Source organism: Peribacillus loiseleuriae (assembly GCF_001183985.1).
GTDB lineage: Bacteria > Bacillota > Bacilli > Bacillales > DSM-1321 > Peribacillus > Peribacillus loiseleuriae.
Genome location: NZ_LFZW01000001.1, coordinates 2,572,166 through 2,596,001, shown reverse-complemented (window position 1 = coordinate 2,596,001; position 23,836 = coordinate 2,572,166). Strand labels below are relative to the sequence as shown.

Sequence of the window (23,836 nt, the reverse complement as noted above, 5' to 3'; positions counted from 1 at the left end):
AAAGAACGCAGAATATGAATTCTCAGTATTCTGTGTTCCTTTTTTTATCCCCTTGTAACTACTCAGCCTCTATATAAAAATACAAGGCAAAAAGAGATAACGGCTGAAAATGTTACCTCTCGTTGGTTGTAGGATACAAGTCAATGGTTCCCGTTTCTATTAATTTTGGCAGGGAGTGAAAAATAGACTTACCTTGTTTTTTAGTGTGTTGAAGACACTTTTTACTCGTAGAAAGTTGTCAGCTCCATACTCACTACGGAATGAACCATTCACCTTTTGTTGGACTTTAATAGAACGGATATCTCGCTCAGTGCTGCGATAAATGGGCCAGCTCTGGCGGAGGTATGGAGTTGGCGATGAGCTGTCACTTTAGAATCGTATCAGATCAAGCGACGGTAGGTCTGCCGGAATTAAAGCTCGGACTTATACCTACGTTTGGTGGCACACAGCGGCTTCGCAAGATAACAGATACGCAACAGCATTGGATCTTATCCTTACGGGCCGAACCCTTTCAGCAAGTGAATCCGTAGAGCTTGGGATCACCCAGTTAGTTGTAAAAGAAGATGAATTGTTAAAAACAGCAACAACTATTGCAACGTCATTTGTGGAAGGAAAAAGCATGACTAGTGTGATACGCGCTGTGGAATGTATCGTTCAAGGAAGCAACGAAAGCGTGGAGCAAGGATTGGAAAGGGAACGAAAAAGGTTTGCAGAACTGTTTCTGACAGCTGATGCCAAAGAAGGAATTCATGCATTCGTTGAGAAACGAAAACCAGACTTTAAACATTCATAAAAGGGAGTAGATAGGATGTCCGATGAAGTTTTGTTTTCCGTTAACCAAAATGGTGTTGCTGTGATTGTTCTGAATCGCCCGAAAGCTCTCAATTCACTATCTCATGAGATGGTGCGTGCTATCGGTGGAAAATTAATAGAATGGAAAACAGATCGTAACGTATCGATCGTTGTTATAAAAGGTGCAGGTTCAAAAGGACTTTGTGCAGGCGGTGATATTAAGACACTCTATGAAGCTCGTTCGTCTGAAACAGCGTTACGAAAAGCAGAGGATTTTTTCGAGGAAGAATACGAGGTCGATATGGCTATCTATCAATTTCCAAAGCCGATCATTGCTTATTTAGATGGAATCGTGATGGGAGGAGGCGTTGGCCTGACATACGGGGCGAGTCATCGGATCGTAACGGAGCGGACGAAATGGTCGATGCCCGAAATGAATATTGGTTTTTTTCCAGATGTAGGAGGAGCCTATTTTTTAAACAAAGCTCCAGGGCACTTAGGGCATTATCTCGCTCTAACTGCGTCTGTTATACAGGCTCCTGATGTACTGTATATGAACGGTGCAGACATCTATATGGAGAGTAACACTATGCAGCACTTTATGGAAAAAGTAGAGAATACGGACTGGACCAAAGGAAAAGTTGACGAAAAGCTTGATCAGCTGATCGATGGGTATCGAACACAGCCATCTCAAGAGAGCAAACTTGCTCCTTTTCAAAAAGAGATCGATCAACATTTTGCGTTTGAAACAGTCGAAGAGATTCTTCAGTCGCTCGACAGTGAGGGCAGTGATTCTTGCGTGAATATAAAGGAACTGCTTCTTTCCAAATCCCCATTTTCATTAAAGATCACGTTAAAACAACTGAACGACGGAAAAAACAAAACAATGCAAGAATGCTTTGCAACCGATCTTTTGCTAGCCAAAAACTTTTTGAAGCATGGAGATTTCTATGAAGGTGTACGATCCATCCTCATCGACCGAGACCAATCGCCGAACTATGAATACAAACATGTTTCAGATGTAACGGATGATATAGTGAATAAATTTTTTAAACCAAGATCACCTGTTTCATAAGATGAAGGGGGTGTGAGTTTTAATTACATGAGAACGGAAGGGTCAATCGAAGAGGCAATGTGAATACTAAGGTCTTATTGTGTTTGAATTTGGTCCGTACAACCTCCTTATTCTAGAAACGGGTGCGTTTACGCAATAACCCCTCAGTAATGGAGATGAATATCCTTCTTCAACAATCGGGCGCGATTGAATAGCAGCACAGATAGAAATGATTAAACTTTTTTATAAAAACCGAAACTTATATGCTGGCTATGAATCCATTTTGATCATTCCTTATTCAAAATGAATTCTTTTTATTTATCGTAAAGTATGGGTTTGCGAGGTCTTTTTGCTCAAACTTTATTTCTTAGCAACAGTTATTGAGTTACTTTTAATGACTATCCCTGAAATATTGATTGATGAATCAAATGAAAATATAAGTTCAGATATTGAGCCCATGGAATTTTATGAATAAATTTTACAAGCTATAAAAGAAATAGAAGCTGATATTTCAAATCATTTCATTAGGCACGATGTTTGTCATTTCAGTCTTTAAACCGTGGGGACAACGGGAAAAATCAGATAAATCAAATTGATTAGAGTCCTCATTCACTATAGATACGAAACAACCACCCGCATATATAGCGGGTGGTAACTTACTCTTTTGTTAAGAAGATATCTTTACTTATTTTCTCAAGTAATTTCCTGCATCCGTCTGTGATGAGGTCATATGTTTCCTGAAAATCACCTGTGTAATAAGGGTCTGGAACATCCATTTTATCATCAGTTAAGTCGAGTAGACGAATGATTTTAGGATGATTAGGTTGACCAGTCATTTCATATATGTTCTTTATATTGCTATTATCCATACCTACAATGTAGTCGAATTTCTCAAAGTCTTCTTTTATCAGTTGACGTCCAGCAAGGCCTTTTGATGAGACGTTGTATTTTTTTAAAATGGAAAGTGTGCCTTTATGTGGAGGGGCTCCAATGTGCCATGAACTTGTTGCAGCGGAATCAACTGTAACTTTGTCGTGGAGATTTTCTTTTTCGAGTAAGTCACGGAATAATGCTTCAGCCATCGGTGAACGACAAATGTTTCCTAGGCAAACGAATAGAACGTTGATCATGTATTCAACTCCTTTATGACTTAAATATAGCGTAAAAAAGGTACCCGTTACCCAATTAATTGGTACCCACCAGGGAAGAGGAAGCTTAGAAAAAAGATAGTAGTCAGAATAAACCTATTGTGGTGAGTATTGAAGGCTATATATATCTTTGATGATATGTTCGTATAAATATACTGAACAACTCCTCAACTAAATTCATTTTAACACATTATGAAAATTTATGTTGCAACTGAATAGCATGTGGTTGAGCCCGGCATTTGATGAAGAAATATAGATCTTCAACAAACGCTGGGCTCAAATTTTTGCAAATCATAAAGCCAATTCAAGTCAATTACCATATATAAAAATCAAGGATTTTTTTCAAACTAAAAGGTGAGCAAGTACCAAAGTATCTCGCTCACCAAGCTGTGAAATAGAATATCGTATAATACTTAATTCCGTATTATTTAAAATTATTAATAAGCTTTATCACCATTAAAGATTGAATTCTTAACAACGACATAATCCACATTGCGGATTGCATCCAACTTATTTCCTCCCGCATAAGAAATAGAGGATTGTAGATCTTGCTCCATTTCGTTTAACGTATCTTCTAAAGAACCTTTATGTTCCATTAACATTTTCTTACCTTCTACATTTTTCTTTTCACCTTTTTGAAACTCTGAAGCTGAGCCAAAGTATTCTTTATAAAGCTTGCCATCTTTCTCAATTGTTTCTCCTGGAGATTCTTCATGTCCAGCAAATAATGAACCAATCATAACCATCGATGCACCAAATCTAATAGATTTAGCTATATCACCATGCGTACGAATTCCTCCGTCAGCAATAATAGGCTTACTTGCTGCCTTTGCACACCAACGTAGTGCAGCTAATTGCCACCCACCAGTTCCAAATCCAGTTTTAATCTTAGTGATACATACTTTCCCAGGTCCAATTCCCACTTTTGTTGCATCTGCACCAGCATTTTCTAATTCTCTTACTGCTTCTGGAGTTCCAACATTTCCTGCAATAACAAAACTTTGAGGTAAGTGTTTCTTAATATGTTGGATCATCTCTATCACTGCATTGGAATGACCATGTGCGATATCAATCGTAATGTATTCCGGTACTAGCTGTTCATCTGATAGTTGTTGGATGAAATTATATTCTTCATCTTTAATTCCAACACTGATAGATGCGAATAAACCACGTGATTTCATATCTTTAATAAAAGATTGTCGTTTCTCAGGTTCAAAACGATGCATTACATAGAAGTAACCATTTTCTGCTAAGTATATGGCGATTTTTTCGTCTATAATAGTTTGCATATTTGCAGGTACAACAGGCAACTTAAATGTATGACCGCCTAATGTTACAGCTGTATCACATTCAGATCGGCTATTTACTATACATTTTGCAGGAATTAATTGAATATCTTCATAATCAAATACATTATCCATGGATTACACCCCTAAATACGAATATTGAAGTTTATATAAAATAAAATTGTTCGTCCAAATGGTAATTTACCTTATTTTCATCAGTATGTCAAAGGTTTTATACCAAATCATGTTTATGGCATACAGAAATTAAATGACCTATATACGAAAAGAGAAATTCAACTAACATTTCACACGAAGAAATGTTAGTGATTCCAATACTATTATTGTGAAACATTTATGACAGCTGAACATAATCTTTCTGGCAATCTAGTAGTAATTATTGATAAAAATGATCTATAAATGCCTGCTGGTCCTACAAATAAAAGGAATCCGATTAATCTACTTGATGATAAAATAAGAGCGTTGGGCTGGGAAATTATAAAAATTATATGGTGGAACTCATTTCATCTGGTCATATCCCTTTGGTGGAATTTGAAATCTCAATGACTGGGGATGTAAACGACATAACCATCCAGAATACCAAGAAACAAAAAAAGAGCAAGACAATTAAAAGTTGTCTTGCTCTTTTTATGATAATTTTATTACACACGTGAATGAACTTTTTCGCCTTGTACCCAGACTTCACGAATGTTTTCAGGTCGAACAAGATACATGATCTTTTGGAAGACATCATGTAAATCTTCATTAGCATAAAAAATAGGTAGTTTTGCAGCATCTATTGTAGTATCGATGATTTGTACATCCCAAGCATAGTTTTCTGTCAAGCGACCGATTGGCAAGTTTAAACTTTCACCACCACCAGAAGTTGCGAAATAAAACGCTTCATTAATTGTGATGCGTGAATTTGGTACACCGCGCTCTTTGGCAGGAAGAACCGTATTAACACCGTCTTCTAACATTCTCGATGACATTACAGCCTGTCTAGCATTATCGAAAAGACTAGGTGAAAAACCGCCAGAAATATCGGAACCTAAACCAATATCAACACCTTTTGAATGCAAATGAGCGATTGGAATGACGCTATTGGCAAAGTAAGCATTTGAGATTGGACAATGACAAACAGCGGTGCCTGTTTCAGCAAATAAATCTGCATCGTCATGATTTAAGAAATTACAATGTGCCATAATAGACTTATCACGTAATAAACCAAAATCATGTAAAGCAAAAGCATCGTTCTTATCGAATCGATCTTGCACATAGCCATGCTCCCAATCACTTTCACTGCAGTGCGATTGGACGTAAGTATCATACTTAGCAGCTAATTCTCCCAAACCTTTTAACGCGTCGTCAGTACAGCTTGGAATAAAGCGTGGCGTAACTACAGGGTAAACACCCTGTTTAGTTGAGTTTGCTAATTCTTTGACAGCTAAAATAAATTCCTCGGTATCCGCTAATGCCGTTTGCGTATCAACGTCACGATAATACTCTGGATTTTGTTCTGGATTGTCCATAACAACTTTCCCAACTAATCCACGTTGTCCCTTTTCAGCACATATTTCGGCTAGTAATAAACTTGCTTCTTTATGAACAGTTGCAAAATAAAGTGCTGTAGTTGTTCCGTTTGCTAGTAGGGTGCGGACAACATCTTGGTAGACATCTTTCGCAAAATCTAAATCTGAAAATTTGGACTCAAGTGGAAAGGTATAAGTGTTTAACCAATCATAGAGTGGGATGTCTAAAGCAGTTCCTGCTTGGGCCCATTGCGGCGCGTGAACATGTAAATCGACAAAACCCGGTAAGAAATACTGGCCTTCAGCTAAACAATGGAAGTTTTCTAAGCCTTGATAAGCGTCTAATAAGATTTGGTAGTCAGCGTCTTCTGGGGCAACGACTTTTTCAATCATTCCATTATCATTAATGCAAAAGAGAGATTCTTTTAAAATTTGTACTTCTTTTGGTGATTTGCTGGAAAAAGCAGTCCCTTGAAAAACTTTCGTATATTTTTTCATTTTTCCACCTTGTTGTTCGTATTTTGGAAATATATTTGCTATTATAGGGCATTTAAAATGCGAAGTCTATTAAAAAAAAGAACCAAATAGACAAGCTAGTTTGCTTATCTATTTGGTACCTACACCGAACAAATCCTTAAATATAAGTATTTCAACACATACTTTATTCAAGTTATCATATCAACTATTACGCTAGTGATGTAATAGTTTTTTTATGAAACAGTGTTTAATATAAATATACTAGACAATTTTTTATTGAGCTGTAAAAATTGTCAAAAATGGAAATATCTTTCTTGTTTACTGTTGCTTGTTATCTAATCGGTTATATGGTTTTTTTATCAGTTTTGGTTCAGTACATAATTAATATATAGAGAAGACAAACTATCTTTCTACTATTTACATTTGTCTATTTTTATACTGACGGAGCCAGAGCATTGGTTTAATCCGTATACTACCTAGGTTTTAAAATAGAAAGGACGGCAATGACAATGAGCTTTTTGGAAACAGTATGTAAAGCGGCTAAGCAGGCTGAGAAGATGATTCTTTCCGAAGTAAGGATATGGTCACTGAGAAAAAAAGCTCCAGCTTTGATGTAGTGACAGAGATTGACAAGCGTTCGGAGCGAATGATACGTTCCTGTATTTTGGAATCAGCCCGAGACATTCCTTATTTGTGGATTGTTGATCCGATTGGTGGAACGGCAAATTTTATCCACAGTATTCCTGGCTTTACTGTTTCAATTGCATGGGTTTATCAAGGAAAGCTTGTGCTCGGCGTTATATATGATCTCCTTGCCGAGATGAATTGTTTTGGGCAGAGCGAGGCAAGGGGGCGTATTGCAATGGCAATCCAATTTCAATCTCAACAGTAGAGCGAGCTGTTGATTGTGTTATAGCTACCGGCTTTGTATCCACATCTGAATTTCGTGAAATTAACATCGCCAGCATGGAATATATCGAGAAAGAATGTAGGACGATTCGTGTATTAGGTTCAGCTGCCTTACATTTGGCATACGTCGCTTGCGGTAAATTCGACGCCTTCTGGGAGTACAGTTTAAGTGCATGGGACATAGCGGTAGGTGTATTGCTGGTAAGAGGAACGGGAGGAGACGTACCAGCTCTAATCAAAACATCGTAGCCAGCAATTTGAAAGTATATTCAACGATTCTGAATTGTTTAAGTCATTCTAACGCTGAGATCGCTAGAATAGTATCAGTGGCAAAACATGAAAGTCAAACAATAAGTGAGTAAATTTAATTCTAATTAATTTCCACACAATAGCACAGAGGCAAACATACAGAGATTTTTTATTAGATGAGGAATGGGCAAGTGGAAAACATAATTGATTACTTATAAAAGAGCTGGGCAATCATCGAAACAACCAAAGAGGATTCCGAAGACGGCAGTAGTACATATCTTAAGTGTCATGTAGGCTATCCTTTCGCTAGACATACGCAAGAGTTAAATGACTATTTAGAGGAATACGAAACGGCTGGTTTCTTCTCGATTAATAACGAGTTGACGGCTTTTTTTAAAAAATATGAGTATATTGTAAATGATAAAATTGTTGTTTACTATAAACAAACTATAGAAAATAATGTATGGCAATTTAGTCATTGTTTTTTTAAAAGCATTCCTATGCAGGAATGCTTTTTATTTTTGAGAACGTAGGTGATTAGATAAAAGTAACCTGTAATGAGTGTACCAAAGAGTTTCTTACTTAAAAGAAAAGAAACATAGCAAAGACATAGTCAAAACCTACTATTTGTTCTTATTGTTTCACACGGTTTAGTACAGTATTTACAAATGATTGAGCTTAGAATTGTCGGAAGCAAATATAAAAACTATGGTCAGAAATCAGAGGCTACGGAAGTCCACAATTGGCTAAACATATAAAAGAGAAGATTGATAAATGAACTCAGGAAAACAAAAAAATTATGAATGAGATAAAGGCAAAGTACACAACTTATCGATGGAGGATTTTTACATTTTTCATAATGTTGAGCCTACTGATTTTATTAATTGTGATTTGGAAATTTTGAAAAGTGTTTATTTATCTGGATAATCACTCTTTGGTGCTGGTTCCTACGTAACCGGATCTTTGTTCTCTAGTGCTAAACACTACCTTTTGTTTATATAGCAGACGGACAGTCACATTTGGTGTGGGAATGGTAGGAGTAGTTATCAAGAGTGCTATATTAAGTAACTATATTATGATGAAAATTGTTATTAATTATCATAATGTACCGTTTTATACAATCATATAATAAGGTGATTCATTTAATATAAATGTAAATCAACTGCATTATACATAACGTGCTAAGAAAGGATTTTCCATTGTTTTGATAAGTGCATTAGCTGATTTTAGAAGTCAGATGTAATCTTTTTTAAAAATTGAGTAGAGAGATCCAATATTACTAAGAGTACAAAGAAAACAAATTTTAACATGTTTGGAGTAGGTAGGTACCTTGGATATATGTGAGCAGATTGGAAATATTCTTGTATCAATCATGGGATAAAAAACGGAGGTTGATAAAATATCAAATACTAAAGATTTAAATCAAACAAGTATAAGCGAGTTGAAAGATGGCTGAAAAAAAGAGATTTGCGAACTATTATTATTCTTTGTTTCAGAAAGAGGGATTAACAGATTGATCAATTTCCAAAATATAAAAACTACTTTGGTAGATTCAAGTTCCTTTTCCAAAAGGCAGCAAGGCAAGAACGTTTAATACATGTTGATGGTCTATTCAAAGATTCAGTGCATGTACTCAGTACGGGTTTTATTGTTTTAAAATAATATAAAAACGATTGGAGATTCTATGATGAAAAAATTATTAACAATAACGGTGTCGATGATTGGTGCAATCTTTCTTTTTTCTGGTGTGGCAAGCGCCCATGTTACTGTACAGCCGAAGGAAACTTCACAGGGGAAATATGAGGTGTTTACGGTCAGAGTTCCATCTGAAAATGAAGTGGTACCAACAACAAAAATAGAAGTTAAATTTCCAGATGAGGTAGATATCACTCGATTCGAGCCAAAACCAGGTTGGGTTTATGAAGTTCAAAAAGATGATGCTGGTAAAATTATGAGTGTTACGTGGATAACAGAAGGAGTAGGCTTATCACCAACAGATTTCGGACAGTTTAACATGCAAGGAAAAGTAGCCGAAGATGCTACAGAAATTGTTTGGAAAGCATATCAAACTTATAAAGATGGTAGTGTAGTAGAATGGGTTGGGGCACCGGATGCTGAAAAGCCAGCCTCTGTGACCGTAGTGAATCCAACTGATGGATCTGCCCAAAAACATGGACATGGAGAAGTTTCAACTGATTCTACTTCTAATAAGCAAGGTGCCGCTAAAGAAGATACGACTGAAGAAGAAACAAAATCAAGTTCGAGTAATGCCCCAATTTTTTTATCTATTGCAGCATTGATAGTTGGATTGTTATCATTGACTATTTCCTTCAAAAAAAGAAGCTAAATAATATCGTCTAGGCAAGAGAATGGATTCTCTTGCTTTTTAGTTTTTTTACGAAAAAAAATCAAGCCTTCTTTTTTATACATTTCATAATAAATTTCTATTCAAAGTACTACTTGCTGTTCTTCGTCTTTATTAATAGTAAATTCACATTAGGAGCCTTAAATACCATCTTGTTAATTCTCAATTATTTTACTATTAAACCTCAAATCCTTAAACAATTAAGATAGTTTCTTAATTACAGAAAATTTGCTAAAATCCTAATATATACTCTAATTAATAAGAAAAAATTAAGTTTTATCTGAGTGTTACCTGTCTAAGGAGTTCTTTCATATTATATTTGATCGGGGAGTGAAGTTATAAAATGAGTTATCTAATGGGAATTGATTTAGGGACATCGAGTGTAAAAACGGTCATTCTCGATATCGATGGAAACATGAAAAGTTCTGCTCAAGCATTCTATGATATTTCTATACCAAATAAAGGCTATGCGGAGCAAGATCCAAAAAGATGGTGGAAGTCCACTGTACAGACGATAAAGGAAGCATTAACTAATGCCCATATTCAATCGCAGGAGGTAAAAGGAATAGGCTTCTCTGGTCAAATGCACGGTATGGTGCTTATCGATAAACAGTTACAAGTAATTCGTCCAGCTATTATATGGTCAGATCAAAGAACGCAGGAGGAGGTAGACTCTATCTACGACTTGTTAGGGAAAAATTATGTAGGGGAAATTACCTTAAATCCACTATCTACCGGATTCCAAACTCCTTCCTTACTATGGATTAAGCAAAACGAACCTGAGACGTATGAAAAAATTTATAAAGTACTGTTGCCAAAAGATTATATTCGACTAATGATGACAGGGGAAATTGGGACAGATGTGACCGATGCTTCTGCAACATTGGCGTTTGATACGAAGAATTTAGTTTGGTCGGACGAACTAATTTCAGCAATAGGATTGAATCGTGATTTCTATCCAAATGTAAGCGATCCGTATGATATTGCTGGTGAAATAACAGGAGAAACTGCCAAAGAAACAGGATTATATAAAGGGACACCAGTCGTCTATGGGGGAGGAGATCAGTCAATGCAAGCGGTCGGAAACGGTATTGTAGAAGCAGGTCAAGTTTCTTTAACAATTGGCACTGGTGGGCAAGTTTTTTCAGTGATCGCAGAACCTAAATATGATGAACAAATGAGAACCCATACTTTCTGTAATGCTGTCCCTGGAACCTGGAATATTATGGGAGCGAGTTTGGCTGCTGGATTATCTTTAAGCTGGTTGAATGAAAAAATACTATCGAATATGCCCTATCACGAAATAAATGAGTTAGCGAAAAGTGTCAAACCGGGAAGTGAAGGGTTGTTATTTTTGCCATATTTGACAGGTGAACGAACTCCGCATATGGATTCTTCTGCGCGTGGAACATTTTTAGGGTTAGTACTAAATCATTCTCGGGCACATCTTATCCGCGCAGTGATGGAGGGAGTAGTATTTGCTCTAAAAGATTCAGTTGAAATTATCAAAAGTCTCGATACAAAAATGGATACCTTTATTGCATCTGGCGGTGGAGCACGTAGTGATGTTTGGCTGCAAATGCAAGCTAATATCTTAAATCAAGAAATTTACAAAGTAAGTCAAGAAGAACAAGCCTGTGTAGGGGCAGCAATCATGGCAGGAGTTGGTGTTCAAGCTTATCCATCTATTCAAGAAGCGTGTCAAGCAATTATCCAATTTAGTGATGAACCTGTCGTTCCAGAACCAGAAGATGTTCGTATTTATAACGACATGTATGAAAACTACAAATGGGCCTACAAGCAGAATAAGGAGCTATTTCATCGCCTTTCGGATATATCTTAATCATTTTTACTCTTCTAGAGGTTGTTCAAAAAGTCCGGTTAAAAAGCTTGCGAATTGCTTCAAAGCTCTTTAATGACCTCCTATTAAGTTTGCACGTCCTCGCGTATTACTGTATACCTGAAAGGTTTGAGACGATTACTTCTCGGCTCTTTTTGAGCACGCACTATATATGTGAATGAACTTTTTCGCCTTGTATCCAGACCTCACCAATGTTTTCAGGTCGAACAAGATACATGATCTTCTGGAAGACATCATTTGAATTTTCACTTTCATGAAAAATTGGTAGTTTTGCAGATACAAATGTAGTATCGATAATTTGTACATCCCAAGCATGGTTATCTGACAAGCGATCGATGCCACCAGAAATGTCTGTTCTTAAACCATTCTCAACTCCTTGAGAATGCACATGAACGATTGGAATGACGCTATTGGCAAAGGTAAGCATTTGAGATTGGACAATGGCTAACAGCAGTGCCTGTTTCAGCAAATAAAACTGCATCGTCATGATCTAAGAAATTACAATGCGCCATGACAGACTTTTCACTTAATAGACCGAAATCATGTAGAGCAAACTCATCGTTTTTATGAAGCGATCTTGCACATAATCATTGCCGCATAGTTGAGTTCAGCAGGCTTACCAAAACGTGATTTCTTCGTTACCACAGCGAAGATTTGATCAATATCGATAGCTGAAAAAATCACTTTAAAATCGTTGGGTAGGTTCTAAATCATATAAATCTTGCAGGTCAAACAGGCTTTCTTGTCATATAAGAGGCATAGGGAGTCTTCCTCCAGTCTTATGAGTTTGTGTGGTACTTACTCCATTCGACATTCTGGGAGGTATTTCTTTTTTTGCGTCTCTGGACCCTTGAGACTCTAAGGTTCAAATTTATGAAATTGATTCTCATACAAAGAATTTAGATATACTAAGTGGCAAGAGGACTGATTTTGTGTTTAATTTAACAGGAGATAAAGAGATAATAGAGTATTTTAGAGGTATGAGTAAGTTTTAATAGTAAATCGACTGAATAAAATCAGTGTTTCAAAAAGTACAAACATAAGAGGAGAGAAAATTAGTAGGTAATCTCTCCTCATCATATAATATTTAATATCAGTTAAATATTAGCTCTTATATCCACCTAGTTGCTGTTCAGCCATTTGTACTAAACGTTTTGTAATTTCTCCACCTACAGATCCGTTGGCACGTGAGGTTGTTTCAGCTCCTAATGTAACTCCGAACTCTTGTGCAATTTCATATTTCATTTGATCTAATGCTTGTTGTACTCCTGGAACAACTAAATTATTACTGTTGTTACTTGTCATGATGTACATCTCCTTAGAATTTTAGAATATGGTGTTGCAAGAATAGTTTGTGTTAGTGGGAGAGTTTTATACATAAAAAAAAGAATGAAATTAATCACTCTGTTTTGGTCCATTTATATAGATCTTCCATAGTACAGCCGATTTCTTTTGAAATCGTCATTGCTGTATTAATATTCATCACTGTCTTGTTGTTAAAGTCTGACAATTTCTCGATTGAGATACCTGTATTTTCAGAAAGTGTTTTAAAATCTATATTACTTTTGTTTAAAAGGGTCGTAAGGTTGCTCTTTCTTGCTTTATAAATAGCCAATAATAACACCTCGCTTTAATCAAGTCTAACAGAGTGTAGGTAGAAAAGATAGGAAACCAAGTATTAAAAGGTAAGAAGATGATATTACATAATTAAAAGGAGTGAATGTTTGTCTAATGAATTGTAGTTAACTTTGAACAGGTTCTTAATCAAACATGAAAAGATAACCTGCTTGTGAACGCTTATCTTGCTTTTAGTTAACCTGGTTTTACATTAAACTAGTGATCGTAGCAAAAATCGCTCCTTGAAATTGCAGTTTTTGTTGTGCAAGACCCAATTGGGAGTGTAAATTGCTCGAAAAGCAGGAACAGGTCGTGTAATGTCCGTATAAATCCGTGAGTATATTGGTTATTTAAATGGACTCTTGATTCAACAAAGGGATAAATTGAGCTGCGGGTGAAAGATGTGTACCTCGATGATAAACGTACCTAATTCCTCTTTGAAATTTTACTCCTTCTATTGGAACCTCCACTAGTAATCCGGTTTCGATTCCAGTTTAATTGAAAAATTGGAGACAAGCGAGACGCCGAGTCCGTGAATTCCTCCTTGTTTAATTGCTTCCAGGCTACTAATCTCCATATACTTTGGTGAGTTGAATCCGTATTCTTTAAATACCCCTTCCAAATAATTTCGGGTAGCCGATTTATTAGGTTCTAAAATCAAGGTTTCATCGATCAAATCCTCGAATGTGCACTTATCTTTTTGAGCAAGTCGATGTTGGTTATTGACGATTCATACAAGCTCATTAATGAAATAATGACTCCGATAAAGTATTGCTTAGGGAAAGAAAAAACTATCTACCTCAAATTAAACTAAATTGCGTTTTAGGATTTCTACCTCTTGTTTCAAACATAGTTTTCCCTTTTGAATGGCAATTACATCTTAGTAAATTAGAACTCTTAGCTCGATTCGATATTATAGGATTCACGATAATCAATTAATACCCTCAGGTGGATCGCGGAATGCTTGGAAACTGGCACGTTCCGTGTGAAGCAAGGGGTAAGTCAGAGATTACTTCAAATTGCTAACGATTTGTACAAAGGTAAGCGTAAAGAACAAGAAGGGATAGATGAAACAAATAAATCGATTATAAAACGTAGTAAAGATAAATAAGAAAATATCTAATATTCTTTTTGAGCAAGATAATAGTATATATTTAACAATTAACCTTGATAGAATATGTAAACTGCACTTAAGCAACAAATATAATAAAAATCGTAGTATGTAACATTTAAGTATAGTTAGGTGGTTATTCCGAGCACTTGTCATTCGTATCTTGCCAGGGAACGAAAAAATTTTGAAGATCAGGGAGTTTCTGATCTATTAAATGAAAGATTTATTTCAATCAAAGTGGATTGTGAGGAGCGGCTGGATATTGATGCGGTGCATAATGGCTTGTTTGTCAGATGATAGCGGATCATGTTGGCTGGCCGCTGAATTTGTGTTTGACGCTAGGTGGACTATCAATGCTGACGGTTGAAGCTTGTTTTCGCGATTTTTATTCGGCCGAAGATGTAGATTCAGAAGGAATTGAAGGTGAATTCTACGTTTGGATATCAGATGAAGTACAAAGGGTTTTAGGAGAAGAGCTAGGTCGCTTGTATTGTGACGTATATGATATTACAGATGAAGGGAATTTCGAAGGTAAGAATATTCCGAATTTAATTGGTCAGTCTCTAAATTCAATCACTATGAAGTATGGATTAAATCAAAGTTCACTTTTAGATAAGGGAAAATCGCCGAGAGAACAATTGTTCTTGTATCGAGAAAAACGGCACTATCCGCATAAAGATGATAAGATTCTGACAACTTGAAACACTTTGATGATTGCTGCTCTAGATAAATCAGGACGTGTTTTTTAAACTTAAAAATATGTCGAAGTGCCTGATGATTCGACACCGGGATGGCGAAGTAAAGCAGTGCAGGTTTATTGATGATTATGCCTATTTACTATGATCCTATATTGAAATGTATGTAGTGACGTTGGAAATGGATTATTTAACAAAAGTAAAAGAAACTGCTAACCAGATGATTGAGCTATTTTGGGATGAAGACCATAGTGGTTTTTATTATTAAGGATTGCTAGTCCGTCAGAAAGAAGCGTATGATGGTGCTCTGACGTTTGGATATGGTGTAGAGCCACCACATGCAGTTTCTAAGGCTCGCAAAGATTATGTTTTGCTGGTGAGCTTATTCGTTATTCACTGGGTCATGCTGACACGCTACAAGCATATTTGACTTCACAAATGAGTATGAAGGAAGTTTTGATTTTAACAGGAGTTAAAGAAGCATCTGTTCTTAAAAAACTACAACAGGACTTTTACCCAGAAGTCACATATTGGGCAGGGGATTCAAGCAATAAATTGAGTGAATTTGTACTTTTTGCTGAAGGGTATGAGAAAGAAGGCATTTATATTTGTGAGAATTTTGGCTGAGATCAGCCTGTCACAGAGTTTGATGAGGCCGTTCAATTATTAACCCTATGATTTTCGCCGGGCTTTTTGTTGCTTTTTATAGAGGAAAAGGCATATGATAAGGAGGGATTGCCTGAGCGGCAACTGAAATAAGATTTTAAATGAAAGAGGATTGTCATGATTACATTAAAAAGCGAACGTGAAATAGAAAAAATGCATGAAGCTGGTAAGTTATTAGCAGCTACTCATAAAGAAATTGCAAAAATGATGAAACCGGGCATTACACCAATGGATATTGAAAAATTTGTTGAAAAATTTCTAGCTGATAATGGGGCTACACCCGAACAAAAAGGCTACCAAGGGTACCCATATGCAACATGTGCTTCTGTAAATGATGAAGTATGCCACGGTTTCCCTACAGATAAGCCATTAGAGAACGGGGATATCGTTACGATTGATATGGTTGTACGATTGAACGGTGGCTTAGCTGACTCTGCTTGGACTTATGCAGTTGGGGAAGTAACTGAAGAAACACAGAAATTATTAGATGTGACAAAAACGGCTCTTTATAAAGGGATTGAAGCCGCTGTAGTCGGTAACAGATTAGGGGATATCGGCCACGCTATTCAATCGTATGCAGAAGGGGAAAAGTTCTCTGTCGTACGCGATTTTACCGGTCATGGCATCGGAAAAACAATGCATGAAGAGCCGACTGTGCTTCATTACGGGAAACCAGGTAAAGGAACTCGTTTAAAAGAAGGTATGACCATTACGATAGAACCAATGCTGAACGCTGGAACATGGCATTGTAAAATGGATAGCAATGACTGGACAGCAAGAACAGCTGATGGTAAGCTATCTGCTCAATATGAACACACGATTGTCATTACAAAAGAAGGTCCAGTTATTTTAACAGACCAAGATTAATGTGAAAAACGCGAAGGGATTATGACTTCGCGTTTTTATTTTTTTAGTGGATGTGTTATTTATGTTAATTGAGTTTAACGAAACCATCTTGTAAGAGCTTAGGTTTCATCTAAGATTTTTGCCCTAATCAGCTGATTTATGTTCATGTCTGATCGATTTATTTTGAAGATTATGATGGTTGTCCAATCCGATATGATAAGGAATCATATTTTAGTAGAGGTGTTCTTAGCACCGAATATTTTAGATTATAGAGTTGGACGACAAGTAAAAGAATAGGAAACGGCTTCTAAAAGCGGCTGTCCAGCTCTAAGAAACACCTGTGATGTATCTGATCAAATTACTAAATGGCTGCCTGTCATTTAATAGCCAATAAGTCTAAGGCATATATGATGAGGTTCTGCCAATTATCAAAAGGAGGGGCTGATCCATGTATATGTTAACAACTAGTAAAAGTCACATCGATCCCGTGATTGAATATCTAGGCATGGGAATACTTGTATACTCCAGTTTCTTTGTACATCTAAAGGAACTTGACGATTATGCAGAAAACGATTTTCTACATGAAGAAATATTTAAGAGTTGAACGTGAACAGTATTCACCATTAATGCTGCGGTAGAGCGGGGGAAAATGTTCTAAAGTTTAAAATATAAATCATGAAAATTTGTATGGAACAATCGTATTTAGAGAAAAAATGGTTGTCCCAAAATCGATGGGTCAGACTACAATACTTTTTATAAATAGTTTTCATTATAAATTGTTTATTAAGTACGAGGTCAGATCTGTATTTGGGGCAGCCTCTATTCATGTTTACTTTTAAGAGATGATTGCTGAAACTCGATGTAATATGGCACAAAATGAAATGAGCGCATGCTATAATTGTTGAATTTCTAACAAGTAATAAGTAAACACATCAAAAAACAGGCTGTCCATTTATGGCAGCCATTTTAATTGGTCAGTGATAAAAAAATTTGGAAGATGAATGTCTAAAGGGATAGATGTTTCTACTTTTTAAAATCAAAAGAGGAACTCGGTGGTGTTTCAATCTGATTTTCTTTCTTCTACTACCATTCGCAATCCTCGCCTTGGCCTGAGAGTAATAGTAGGGAAAGGGACTACCTCATGATGGTCTGGCGCAAGTTTGATCCGGTATCGTTGGGCAATACATACTAGGACAAGTACCGCTTCCATCAAAGCAAAATGATTTCCGATGCAAACTCGCGGACCTCCACCAAAGGGAAAGTAGGCGTATGACGGGATCGTTTTCAAAAAGTTGTTTTCAAATCGCTCCGGAATAAAAGAATCTGGATTGTCAAAATACTCTGGTTTACGGTGCATCACATACTGACTTACCATAACCATTTCTCCTTTTTTAAACTGATAACCTCCTATCATTACATCCTCTTCGACTTCTCGTTCTACGATAAAGGAAGGTGGGTATACGCGTAGAGATTCCCAAATAATATTTTGTGTATACGTTAAATTTTTGAAATCGTCAGGAGTTGGGGGACGACTACCAATTACGGTATCTATTTCATCAAAAAGTTTCTTTTCCACTTCAGGATGCTGAGAAAGTAAATACAAGGTCCAGGATAGCGCGTTTGCAGTCGTTTCATGACCGGCAAGGAAGGTGGTCATTAATTCATCACGTACTTGCCTGTTTGTCATACCCAATCTATTCTCATCATCTTTGGCATCCATAAGAATTTTAAGCATGTCATCATGATCATTTGGATTTTCCCTACGTTTTTCAATCATGCTATTGATTACTTGGTCGAGTTCTTGGATTACCTTTTTATATTGACGGTTATTTTTTGTAGGAATCCATAATGGAAGTTGAAAAATAGTTCTCATCCTTTTGACGGCCATTCTAATGACTGTTTCAACTGATTTACCAAGAAGTTCATATCCTTGCTTCAAATCCATACTGAACATCGTCTTACAAATGATTCCGAGAGTGATGCTCATCATATCCTGCGTAATCATTCGTTCTTCCCCATCTTTCCAAGTTGAAAGATAATCCGTCGTAATATCAATCATATTTTGGCCATAACTATTAATATGTGACTTTTTAAAAGCGGGCTGTATAAGTTTTCTTTGACTCATATGAAATTCTTTTTCACTCGTGAAAAGACCCTTGCCCAAAATGTCTTCTAAAGAATGCATGGCCTTTGATTTTATGAAGAATTTTTGTTTTGTTACAAGTACTTCCTTTATTAAATCCGGATTGGATATCAGATATGCATTCTGAAAAGGTCCGAACCGAAATTTTGCAACGTCTCCATATTCGTTTGCTAAATGAGTAAAATAGGCAAGCGGGTCAGCTTGAAAATCCTTTGTATGACCAGTAAATAGTCTTCCTTTTGGTCCTTGTGGAATATTAGATGAAACATTTGAATCAGCCAATTGAGTGTTTCCTCCTTTTGTGAAATACTCCTATTATGCTATGACAATTAAGAATATAAGCTTGGACTAAGTTTGAAAACATAGATCAAATTAAGTAAATTGGCTATTTCCTCAAGTAAATAATAAAAAGGATGCCTAATAGAGACCAGGCATCCTTTTTTCATTTTATACGTTTTGAAAATGCTGTTGAATATAAATGTTTACTTCATCAGGAACTTCGATTTGGATGAAATGTCCTGCATGTTGAATAATATAAACGTTTGCATGTGGTAGACCTTCATTCTGAAGTTTGTAGGCAAACTCATTAGGGATATACGGATCATTTTCTCCCCAAATGATGGTGACTGGTATTTTGATATGATTGAGTTTTTCATTGTACGTTTTTACTTTGTCTAAATTTCCCGAACGGTATAAATCTAAGATTACTCTGCTTGATTCAGGTGTTCGAAAGACACGATAGAAGTCTTCCACAGTTTCGTCTGGTATGTTCGGAATGGTCTTTTTCATTTCATTTTGAAAATGTAAACGATTAGCCATCAGTTCCATTACTTTTTCTCCGGTCCTAGGTGTTTGCCAAATCTGTGCAAGCGAGTGCCATTTATACTCCTCTGATAATGTAGTATTGGAAACAAACAGACTTAGAATATTCTCTGGATGATCACATGCCCATTTCAAACCAATTAGACCTCCCCAATCATGTACAATTAAATGGAATTTGTCCAAATTTAATTTAGTTGTGAAATCCGAAACAAACTGCTCAAATCGCTCCCATGTTGAGGGTTCATCAAATGGGTCACTGTCACCGAATCCTGGGAGATCTGGTGCAATGGTTCTATATCCACAAGACACAATACATGGGAACATTTCTCCCCATACTAGGCTCGATTCAGGCACCCCATGCAATAGAAGAACAGGTGGGTCATTAACGTTCCCGCTCTCAATATACGATACTTTTTTGCCATGTAAAAATAGACTTTGCTTATCCAACCTTCATCCCCTCCAAAAATACTGTATTGTATTAGTTCTATAGGTGATAAAATAGGTTTACAAACAGTAAATAACTTCAAAATCAACAGATTATAAATCTCCCTGATTGAAAGTGAATACTATCGAGCTCCTCATTTTATTTTTATGTTAAAATGCAATTAACTGCTTGTGGTTTTTAATAAATTTTTAATAGGAAAGTATTGAAAAACACATATCTTGATACATATTGAATTTGAAACGTATTAGGCATATGCGAGGTAAGAAAACCCTATTTACGTGCTATTTACCAGTAAATGTAGGATAATAGATTACAAGAACCGAACGAGTATTCTAATAAATTAAGGGGGCTTTGCCATGAAAAAAAGTGATACTACTACTGTAACACTGGAGACAGTTGGTTTAAGTCAACGAGAGTTTTTAACGATGTATTTGCTGCAAACGCTATCCAACCATTCAAATTACCCGCGTGCGATTCATCAGGAACTGCAAAAGCTATTTACAGGTAAAATTCATAGCTATGATTATTTATGTAAAACATGCAAACAACTTGTAGGTTCCGGTCACTTAAAGTTTCACACAGTAAAAGGAAGGCATTATTATCAAAATACGGAAAAGGGTAATGAGCTTTATAAATGGTATCAAGATAATTTCTCAGAACGATTTCGTGAAGTGAAGCATGTGATTGATCGTTTCATGTTTGATTTGAAGGGGTCAGGTGAAAACCCACCTGTGATCCATGAACTTCCTGAAGAGTATCGCTCTTATTTTTCAAAAATCATTTCCGTAAAGGATTTGGTTCGCTACGTTACTTTAAAAGCGGCTTTTACGAAAAGACCGATATATATGGGCGAGATCGGTGATTTATTGAAAATCAAATACGGCTGGATTGCTAGTAACGGCTATTTGTACGATCTTTCTCATGAAATGGAGGAAGGCGGACTAATGGTTGGTCGATGGGAAAGCGAAAAGCGGACAAAGCGTTATTTGAGAATAACAGATGAGGGGCAGCATCACTATAAACAAATTGCTGATTCTGCTGCTTATCAGGTTCAAGAAGTTCAGAAATATTTAGGAAGTGTTCTCTCTTTTTTAGAACGAGAAAGTACGAATGTGAGAGGCTAATTAAGTGAATATAAAATATGAAAATTTAGATGGCATTATAAATACGAAATCTGTTAAAGAATTGCTTCAATGGAATAAAGAACGACGCGCGAAGAAAAAGGATTTGAACACATTAATACCTCAAGCAAACGACAAACAAGTTACGGAGATTAAAAGCAATCGAAGTGAACCTAGTATTACTTGGATTGGTCATTCAACGTTTCTGCTTCAATTAGGTGGAGTGAATATCTTAACAGATCCTGTTTGGGCAAAATGGCAAGGTACACAGAAGCGAATGACAGAGCCTGGTCTTTCTTTTGACGAGTTACCGGACATAGATATCGTGATTATTTCACATAGTCATTATGATCATCTTGATTTTGGAACAATTCGTCGATTGCCAGGAAATCCGATTTATTACGTTCCTTATGGTCTGAAGCAGCTTTTTTTGAAAAAAGGGTATAAGAATATCAGTGAGGCGAATTGGTGGGATTCATTCCAGTACCAAAACCTGAAACTTAGTTTCGTTCCTGCGCAGCATTGGACACGTCGCAGTCTATTCGATACAAATTCATCACATTGGGGCGGGTGGATTATTGAAGCGATCGAAGCGGATCATTCTATCTATTTTGTAGGAGATACTGGTTATTTCCGTGGATTTAATGAAATCGCTAAACGATTCAATCTTAAGCATGTATTAATGCCAATCGGGGCATACGAGCCTGAATGGTTTATGAAAGATTCTCATATTAATCCGGAAGATGCAGTGAAAGCTTTTCAGGAACTGGGGGGAACTACCTTTATTCCGATGCACTATGGTACTTACCGTCTTGCTGATGATACAGGTCCAGAAGCTTTGGATCGTTTACAGCGGGAATGGCGAAAACAAGAGCTACCAGAAAAACAATTACAGGTATTGGATATTGGTGGAACACTTTGGTTGGAAGATTAATCAAAATGCACGGATTTTACTTAGGTGGATGGAAAAAAATCAATACAATGCAATGCGCTAACGTGAGGCAAAGTATAATAAAGGAGAGGGAATACCGTTGTCATTTTTTCAAACAGAAGAACAAAAAACATATATTGAACAGTTAGGCTCAGCGATTTCGGATTTTGCTTCGCGTGCAGGAACGTTAGATGAAACGAGAGGATTTCCTTTTGAAAATATCCAGAAATTAAAAGATTTTGGTTACACCAAGCTAACATTAGGGAAAGAATATGGAGGTCTTGGAGGGTCGCTATACGATTTTATTTTGGCACAAGAGCGGATCGCGATGGAATGTGGACCTACTGCGCTTTCTATTGGCTGGCATGTTGGAACGGTTCTTAGTTTAATGGAAAAAAAATCTTGGAATGAAGTCGTAATGGATGAATTTTTAAAAGAAATTGGTAATGGAGCATTAGTAAATACCGCAGCAACTGAACCAAAAACGGGTAGTCCAACACGAGGGGGAAGACCTGAAACAACAGCTGTAAAGGATGGGAACAGCTGGATTATTACGGGGAGAAAAACGTTTACGACATTATCACCTGTACTTGATATTTTTCTAGTTACCGCTTGGGTTCCTTCAGAGGAATGTGTGGGAACGTTCCTCATCCATCGGAATTTGTCAGGTGTTAGAATCGAAGAGACATGGGATATGATTTCCATGCAAGGTACAGGTAGCCATGATTTAATACTTGAACACGTTAAAATTCCTGAACGTTATTTTGTTGATCATAAGCAAACAGCCAATAAACCTGGAACGGGTTGGATGTTGCATATTCCGGCATGTTACATAGGGATTGCTGCTGCAGCAAGAAACTATGCAGTACAATTTGCGAAGACTTATGCTCCCAACAGTATAAGTGGACCAATCAGAGACTTACCCAACGTACAGCGTACGATCGGTGAAATTGAATTGGAATTAACAGAAGCTCGTCATTTTCTTTACTCAGTAACGAATAAATGGCAAACACAACCGGAAAATAGAGAAACGCTAACAACTGACTTAGCAGCTGTAAAAGTAGCTGTAACTAACAAAGCGATTCGAATTGTTGACCTAGCCATGCGTGTTGTAGGAGCACGTAGCTTACAAAGAATGAATCCTCTGCAACGCTATTATCGCGACGTTCGTGCTGGTCTGCATAACCCACCAATGGAAGATATGGCAATAATCACATTAGCCAAACAGGCATTGTTTGATAAATAAAGTTAAAAAGTCTGTATAAGAGGAATTATTCCTTTTTAGCAGGCTTTTTTAGTGGGTTGTTAACATTAAATCGTATTTATTCCGTTTTATGTTACAAATACATGTAGTAGTGACTTAAGTAGACTCAAGATATGTATCATTGAACGAACATGAAATTTCGATAATGGAATTCAAGTCCTGATTTAGCGATTGGGAGTAATGAAAAATATATAATATATAATTTTTCATTATAAAAATGATTCAAATTTAATCACAAAGCATTATGATCAATAAGAAAGAATTACATTAAATAAGATTTCAACTTTTTTCAGTTGTACAGTTAATTTATTTTGCAATTGTATAAAATGACTTACGGATCCGTTAGTAATAAGAATGACGTAATACAAAAAATTAACTAATAATCTTAATTAGGAATAATTGAAAACAAATTGATTGTAACTTATAGTAAAAATTATTCTCTCGTCTCATTTCATTAAGTATTCTTAGTATGTGAGACAAAATATAAAGAAATAAAACGACTTCC

Annotated in this window: 22 protein-coding genes and 3 pseudogenes; 15 read left to right on the top strand and 10 right to left on the bottom strand. The window is 36.4% G+C overall.

The genetic code is table 11. From position 1 onward, the window contains the following. Positions 1-312: 312 nt before the first annotated feature. Positions 313-793 (top strand): annotated as a pseudogene (locus AC625_RS28375) (enoyl-CoA hydratase-related protein); the annotation flags it as partial. Positions 794-808: 15 nt separating this feature from the next. Beyond that, positions 809-1,867: an enoyl-CoA hydratase/isomerase family protein gene (locus AC625_RS12075; RefSeq protein ID WP_049681493.1), complete on the top strand. Its 1,059-nt coding sequence runs from the start codon at positions 809-811 to the stop codon at positions 1,865-1,867. Between the two features lie 635 nt (positions 1,868-2,502). Here the strand turns inward: AC625_RS12075 and AC625_RS12070 are convergent. The 3 genes from AC625_RS12070 to guaD form a co-directional block, all read right to left on the bottom strand. After that, a complete protein-coding gene (locus AC625_RS12070) occupies positions 2,503-2,976 on the bottom strand; it encodes a low molecular weight protein-tyrosine-phosphatase (RefSeq protein WP_049681492.1) in 474 nt (157 codons plus the stop codon). A gap of 455 nt (positions 2,977-3,431) precedes the next feature. After that, complete coding sequence (gene guaC / locus AC625_RS12065) at positions 3,432-4,415, bottom strand: GMP reductase (RefSeq protein WP_049681491.1); 984 nt, start codon at positions 4,413-4,415, stop codon at positions 3,432-3,434. A gap of 524 nt (positions 4,416-4,939) precedes the next feature. Further along, a complete protein-coding gene (guaD, locus tag AC625_RS12060; protein ID WP_049681490.1) occupies positions 4,940-6,307 on the bottom strand; it encodes a guanine deaminase in 1,368 nt (455 codons plus the stop codon). 559 nt (positions 6,308-6,866) lie between these two features. Between guaD and AC625_RS27785 the strand changes: the two genes are divergently transcribed. The 4 genes from AC625_RS27785 (at position 6,867) to xylB (ending at position 11,652) form a co-directional block, all read left to right on the top strand. Continuing rightward, the gene (locus tag AC625_RS27785) at positions 6,867-7,178 is read left to right on the top strand and encodes an inositol monophosphatase family protein (RefSeq protein WP_245644994.1); all 312 of its coding nucleotides are present in this window, start codon (positions 6,867-6,869) and stop codon (positions 7,176-7,178) included. Further along, positions 7,112-7,444, top strand: coding sequence for an inositol monophosphatase family protein (locus AC625_RS27780; protein ID WP_245644993.1), 333 nt, complete (start codon positions 7,112-7,114; stop codon positions 7,442-7,444). Before AC625_RS27785 ends, AC625_RS27780 begins: the two co-directional genes overlap by 67 nt. Positions 7,445-9,131: 1,687 nt before the next feature. Further along, the gene (locus tag AC625_RS12050; RefSeq protein ID WP_049681489.1) at positions 9,132-9,791 is read left to right on the top strand and encodes a YcnI family copper-binding membrane protein; all 660 of its coding nucleotides are present in this window, start codon (positions 9,132-9,134) and stop codon (positions 9,789-9,791) included. A 361-nt stretch (positions 9,792-10,152) separates the two neighbouring features. Beyond that, on the top strand, positions 10,153-11,652 hold the full coding sequence (gene xylB / locus AC625_RS12045) for a xylulokinase (protein WP_049681488.1): 1,500 nt from the start codon (positions 10,153-10,155) through the stop codon (positions 11,650-11,652). A gap of 163 nt (positions 11,653-11,815) precedes the next feature. Here xylB and AC625_RS12040 read toward each other — a convergent pair. From AC625_RS12040 to AC625_RS27770, 5 genes and pseudogenes are all read right to left on the bottom strand, one after another. Beyond that, positions 11,816-12,256: pseudogene (locus AC625_RS12040) on the bottom strand (guanine deaminase); the annotation flags it as partial. Beyond that, a pseudogene (locus AC625_RS27775) lies at positions 12,256-12,406 on the bottom strand (IS5/IS1182 family transposase); the annotation flags it as partial. The pseudogenes AC625_RS12040 and AC625_RS27775, both read right to left, overlap by 1 nt. 368 nt (positions 12,407-12,774) lie before the next feature. Beyond that, positions 12,775-12,975, bottom strand: a complete 201-nt coding sequence (locus AC625_RS12035; RefSeq protein ID WP_049681486.1) for an alpha/beta-type small acid-soluble spore protein — start codon at positions 12,973-12,975, stop codon at positions 12,775-12,777. 94 nt (positions 12,976-13,069) lie between these two features. Beyond that, positions 13,070-13,285 carry a helix-turn-helix domain-containing protein gene (locus tag AC625_RS12030; RefSeq protein WP_049681485.1) on the bottom strand — a complete coding sequence of 72 codons (216 nt, stop codon included), beginning with the start codon at positions 13,283-13,285 and terminating at the stop codon, positions 13,070-13,072. 471 nt (positions 13,286-13,756) lie between these two features. Then, positions 13,757-13,963, bottom strand: coding sequence for a LysR substrate-binding domain-containing protein (locus AC625_RS27770; protein WP_245644992.1), 207 nt, complete (start codon positions 13,961-13,963; stop codon positions 13,757-13,759). 288 nt (positions 13,964-14,251) lie between these two features. Here AC625_RS27770 and AC625_RS26765 point away from each other — a divergent pair, with 288 nt between their 5' ends. The 6 genes from AC625_RS26765 (at position 14,252) to AC625_RS26760 (ending at position 17,209) form a co-directional block, all read left to right on the top strand. Next, positions 14,252-14,398 (top strand): hypothetical protein, encoded by a 147-nt coding sequence (locus tag AC625_RS26765; RefSeq protein WP_156187518.1) that lies wholly within the window; start codon positions 14,252-14,254, stop codon positions 14,396-14,398. Positions 14,399-14,530: 132 nt separating this feature from the next. Continuing rightward, a complete protein-coding gene (locus AC625_RS28570) occupies positions 14,531-14,695 on the top strand; it encodes a DUF255 domain-containing protein (protein WP_082191066.1) in 165 nt (54 codons plus the stop codon). Positions 14,696-14,751: 56 nt separating this feature from the next. Further along, on the top strand, positions 14,752-15,099 hold the full coding sequence (locus tag AC625_RS12025; RefSeq protein WP_049681484.1) for a hypothetical protein: 348 nt from the start codon (positions 14,752-14,754) through the stop codon (positions 15,097-15,099). A gap of 438 nt (positions 15,100-15,537) precedes the next feature. After that, entirely contained in the window at positions 15,538-15,720 is a 183-nt protein-coding gene (locus AC625_RS12020) for a hypothetical protein (RefSeq protein ID WP_049681483.1), read from the top strand. A gap of 156 nt (positions 15,721-15,876) precedes the next feature. Beyond that, positions 15,877-16,626, top strand: coding sequence for a type I methionyl aminopeptidase (gene map / locus AC625_RS12015; RefSeq protein ID WP_049681482.1), 750 nt, complete (start codon positions 15,877-15,879; stop codon positions 16,624-16,626). A 427-nt stretch (positions 16,627-17,053) separates the two neighbouring features. After that, positions 17,054-17,209 carry a hypothetical protein gene (locus tag AC625_RS26760; RefSeq protein WP_156187517.1) on the top strand — a complete coding sequence of 52 codons (156 nt, stop codon included), beginning with the start codon at positions 17,054-17,056 and terminating at the stop codon, positions 17,207-17,209. A gap of 456 nt (positions 17,210-17,665) precedes the next feature. On the opposite strand, the gene AC625_RS12010 is transcribed toward AC625_RS26760, so the two are convergent. Continuing rightward, positions 17,666-19,030, bottom strand: a complete 1,365-nt coding sequence (locus AC625_RS12010; RefSeq protein ID WP_053178089.1) for a cytochrome P450 — start codon at positions 19,028-19,030, stop codon at positions 17,666-17,668. Between the two features lie 165 nt (positions 19,031-19,195). Continuing rightward, positions 19,196-20,017: an alpha/beta fold hydrolase gene (locus AC625_RS12005; RefSeq protein WP_049681481.1), complete on the bottom strand. Its 822-nt coding sequence runs from the start codon at positions 20,015-20,017 to the stop codon at positions 19,196-19,198. Between the two features lie 354 nt (positions 20,018-20,371). On the opposite strand from AC625_RS12005, the gene AC625_RS12000 reads away from it, so the two are divergent. The 3 genes from AC625_RS12000 to AC625_RS11990 all read left to right on the top strand — a co-directional run bounded on the left by AC625_RS12000 (position 20,372) and on the right by AC625_RS11990 (position 23,313). Then, entirely contained in the window at positions 20,372-21,139 is a 768-nt protein-coding gene (locus AC625_RS12000) for a helix-turn-helix transcriptional regulator (RefSeq protein ID WP_049681480.1), read from the top strand. Positions 21,140-21,143: 4 nt separating this feature from the next. Continuing rightward, entirely contained in the window at positions 21,144-22,070 is a 927-nt protein-coding gene (locus AC625_RS11995; RefSeq protein ID WP_049681479.1) for an MBL fold metallo-hydrolase, read from the top strand. 91 nt (positions 22,071-22,161) lie between these two features. Beyond that, positions 22,162-23,313: an acyl-CoA dehydrogenase family protein gene (locus tag AC625_RS11990; protein ID WP_049681478.1), complete on the top strand. Its 1,152-nt coding sequence runs from the start codon at positions 22,162-22,164 to the stop codon at positions 23,311-23,313. The last annotated feature ends 523 nt before the right edge of the window (positions 23,314-23,836 follow it).

Excerpts from the sequence above, each read along its gene's own strand:
- AC625_RS12020 (WP_049681483.1), top strand. The coding sequence starts at position 15,538 with ATGAAGGAAGTTTTGATTTTAACAGGAGTTAAAGAAGCATCTGTTCTT.
- AC625_RS12050 (WP_049681489.1), top strand. The coding sequence starts at position 9,132 with ATGAAAAAATTATTAACAATAACGGTGTCGATGATTGGTGCAATCTTT.
- guaD (WP_049681490.1), bottom strand. The coding sequence starts at position 6,307 with ATGAAAAAATATACGAAAGTTTTTCAAGGGACTGCTTTTTCCAGCAAA.
- AC625_RS12000 (WP_049681480.1), top strand. The coding sequence starts at position 20,372 with ATGAAAAAAAGTGATACTACTACTGTAACACTGGAGACAGTTGGTTTA.
- AC625_RS27785 (WP_245644994.1), top strand. The coding sequence starts at position 6,867 with ATGGTCACTGAGAAAAAAAGCTCCAGCTTTGATGTAGTGACAGAGATT.
- AC625_RS12075 (WP_049681493.1), top strand. The coding sequence starts at position 809 with ATGTCCGATGAAGTTTTGTTTTCCGTTAACCAAAATGGTGTTGCTGTG.
- xylB (WP_049681488.1), top strand. The coding sequence starts at position 10,153 with ATGAGTTATCTAATGGGAATTGATTTAGGGACATCGAGTGTAAAAACG.
- AC625_RS26760 (WP_156187517.1), top strand. The coding sequence starts at position 17,054 with ATGTATATGTTAACAACTAGTAAAAGTCACATCGATCCCGTGATTGAA.
- map (WP_049681482.1), top strand. The coding sequence starts at position 15,877 with ATGATTACATTAAAAAGCGAACGTGAAATAGAAAAAATGCATGAAGCT.
- AC625_RS12025 (WP_049681484.1), top strand. The coding sequence starts at position 14,752 with ATGCTGACGGTTGAAGCTTGTTTTCGCGATTTTTATTCGGCCGAAGAT.
- AC625_RS12070 (WP_049681492.1), bottom strand. The coding sequence starts at position 2,976 with ATGATCAACGTTCTATTCGTTTGCCTAGGAAACATTTGTCGTTCACCG.
- AC625_RS12035 (WP_049681486.1), bottom strand. The coding sequence starts at position 12,975 with ATGACAAGTAACAACAGTAATAATTTAGTTGTTCCAGGAGTACAACAA.
- guaC (WP_049681491.1), bottom strand. The coding sequence starts at position 4,415 with ATGGATAATGTATTTGATTATGAAGATATTCAATTAATTCCTGCAAAA.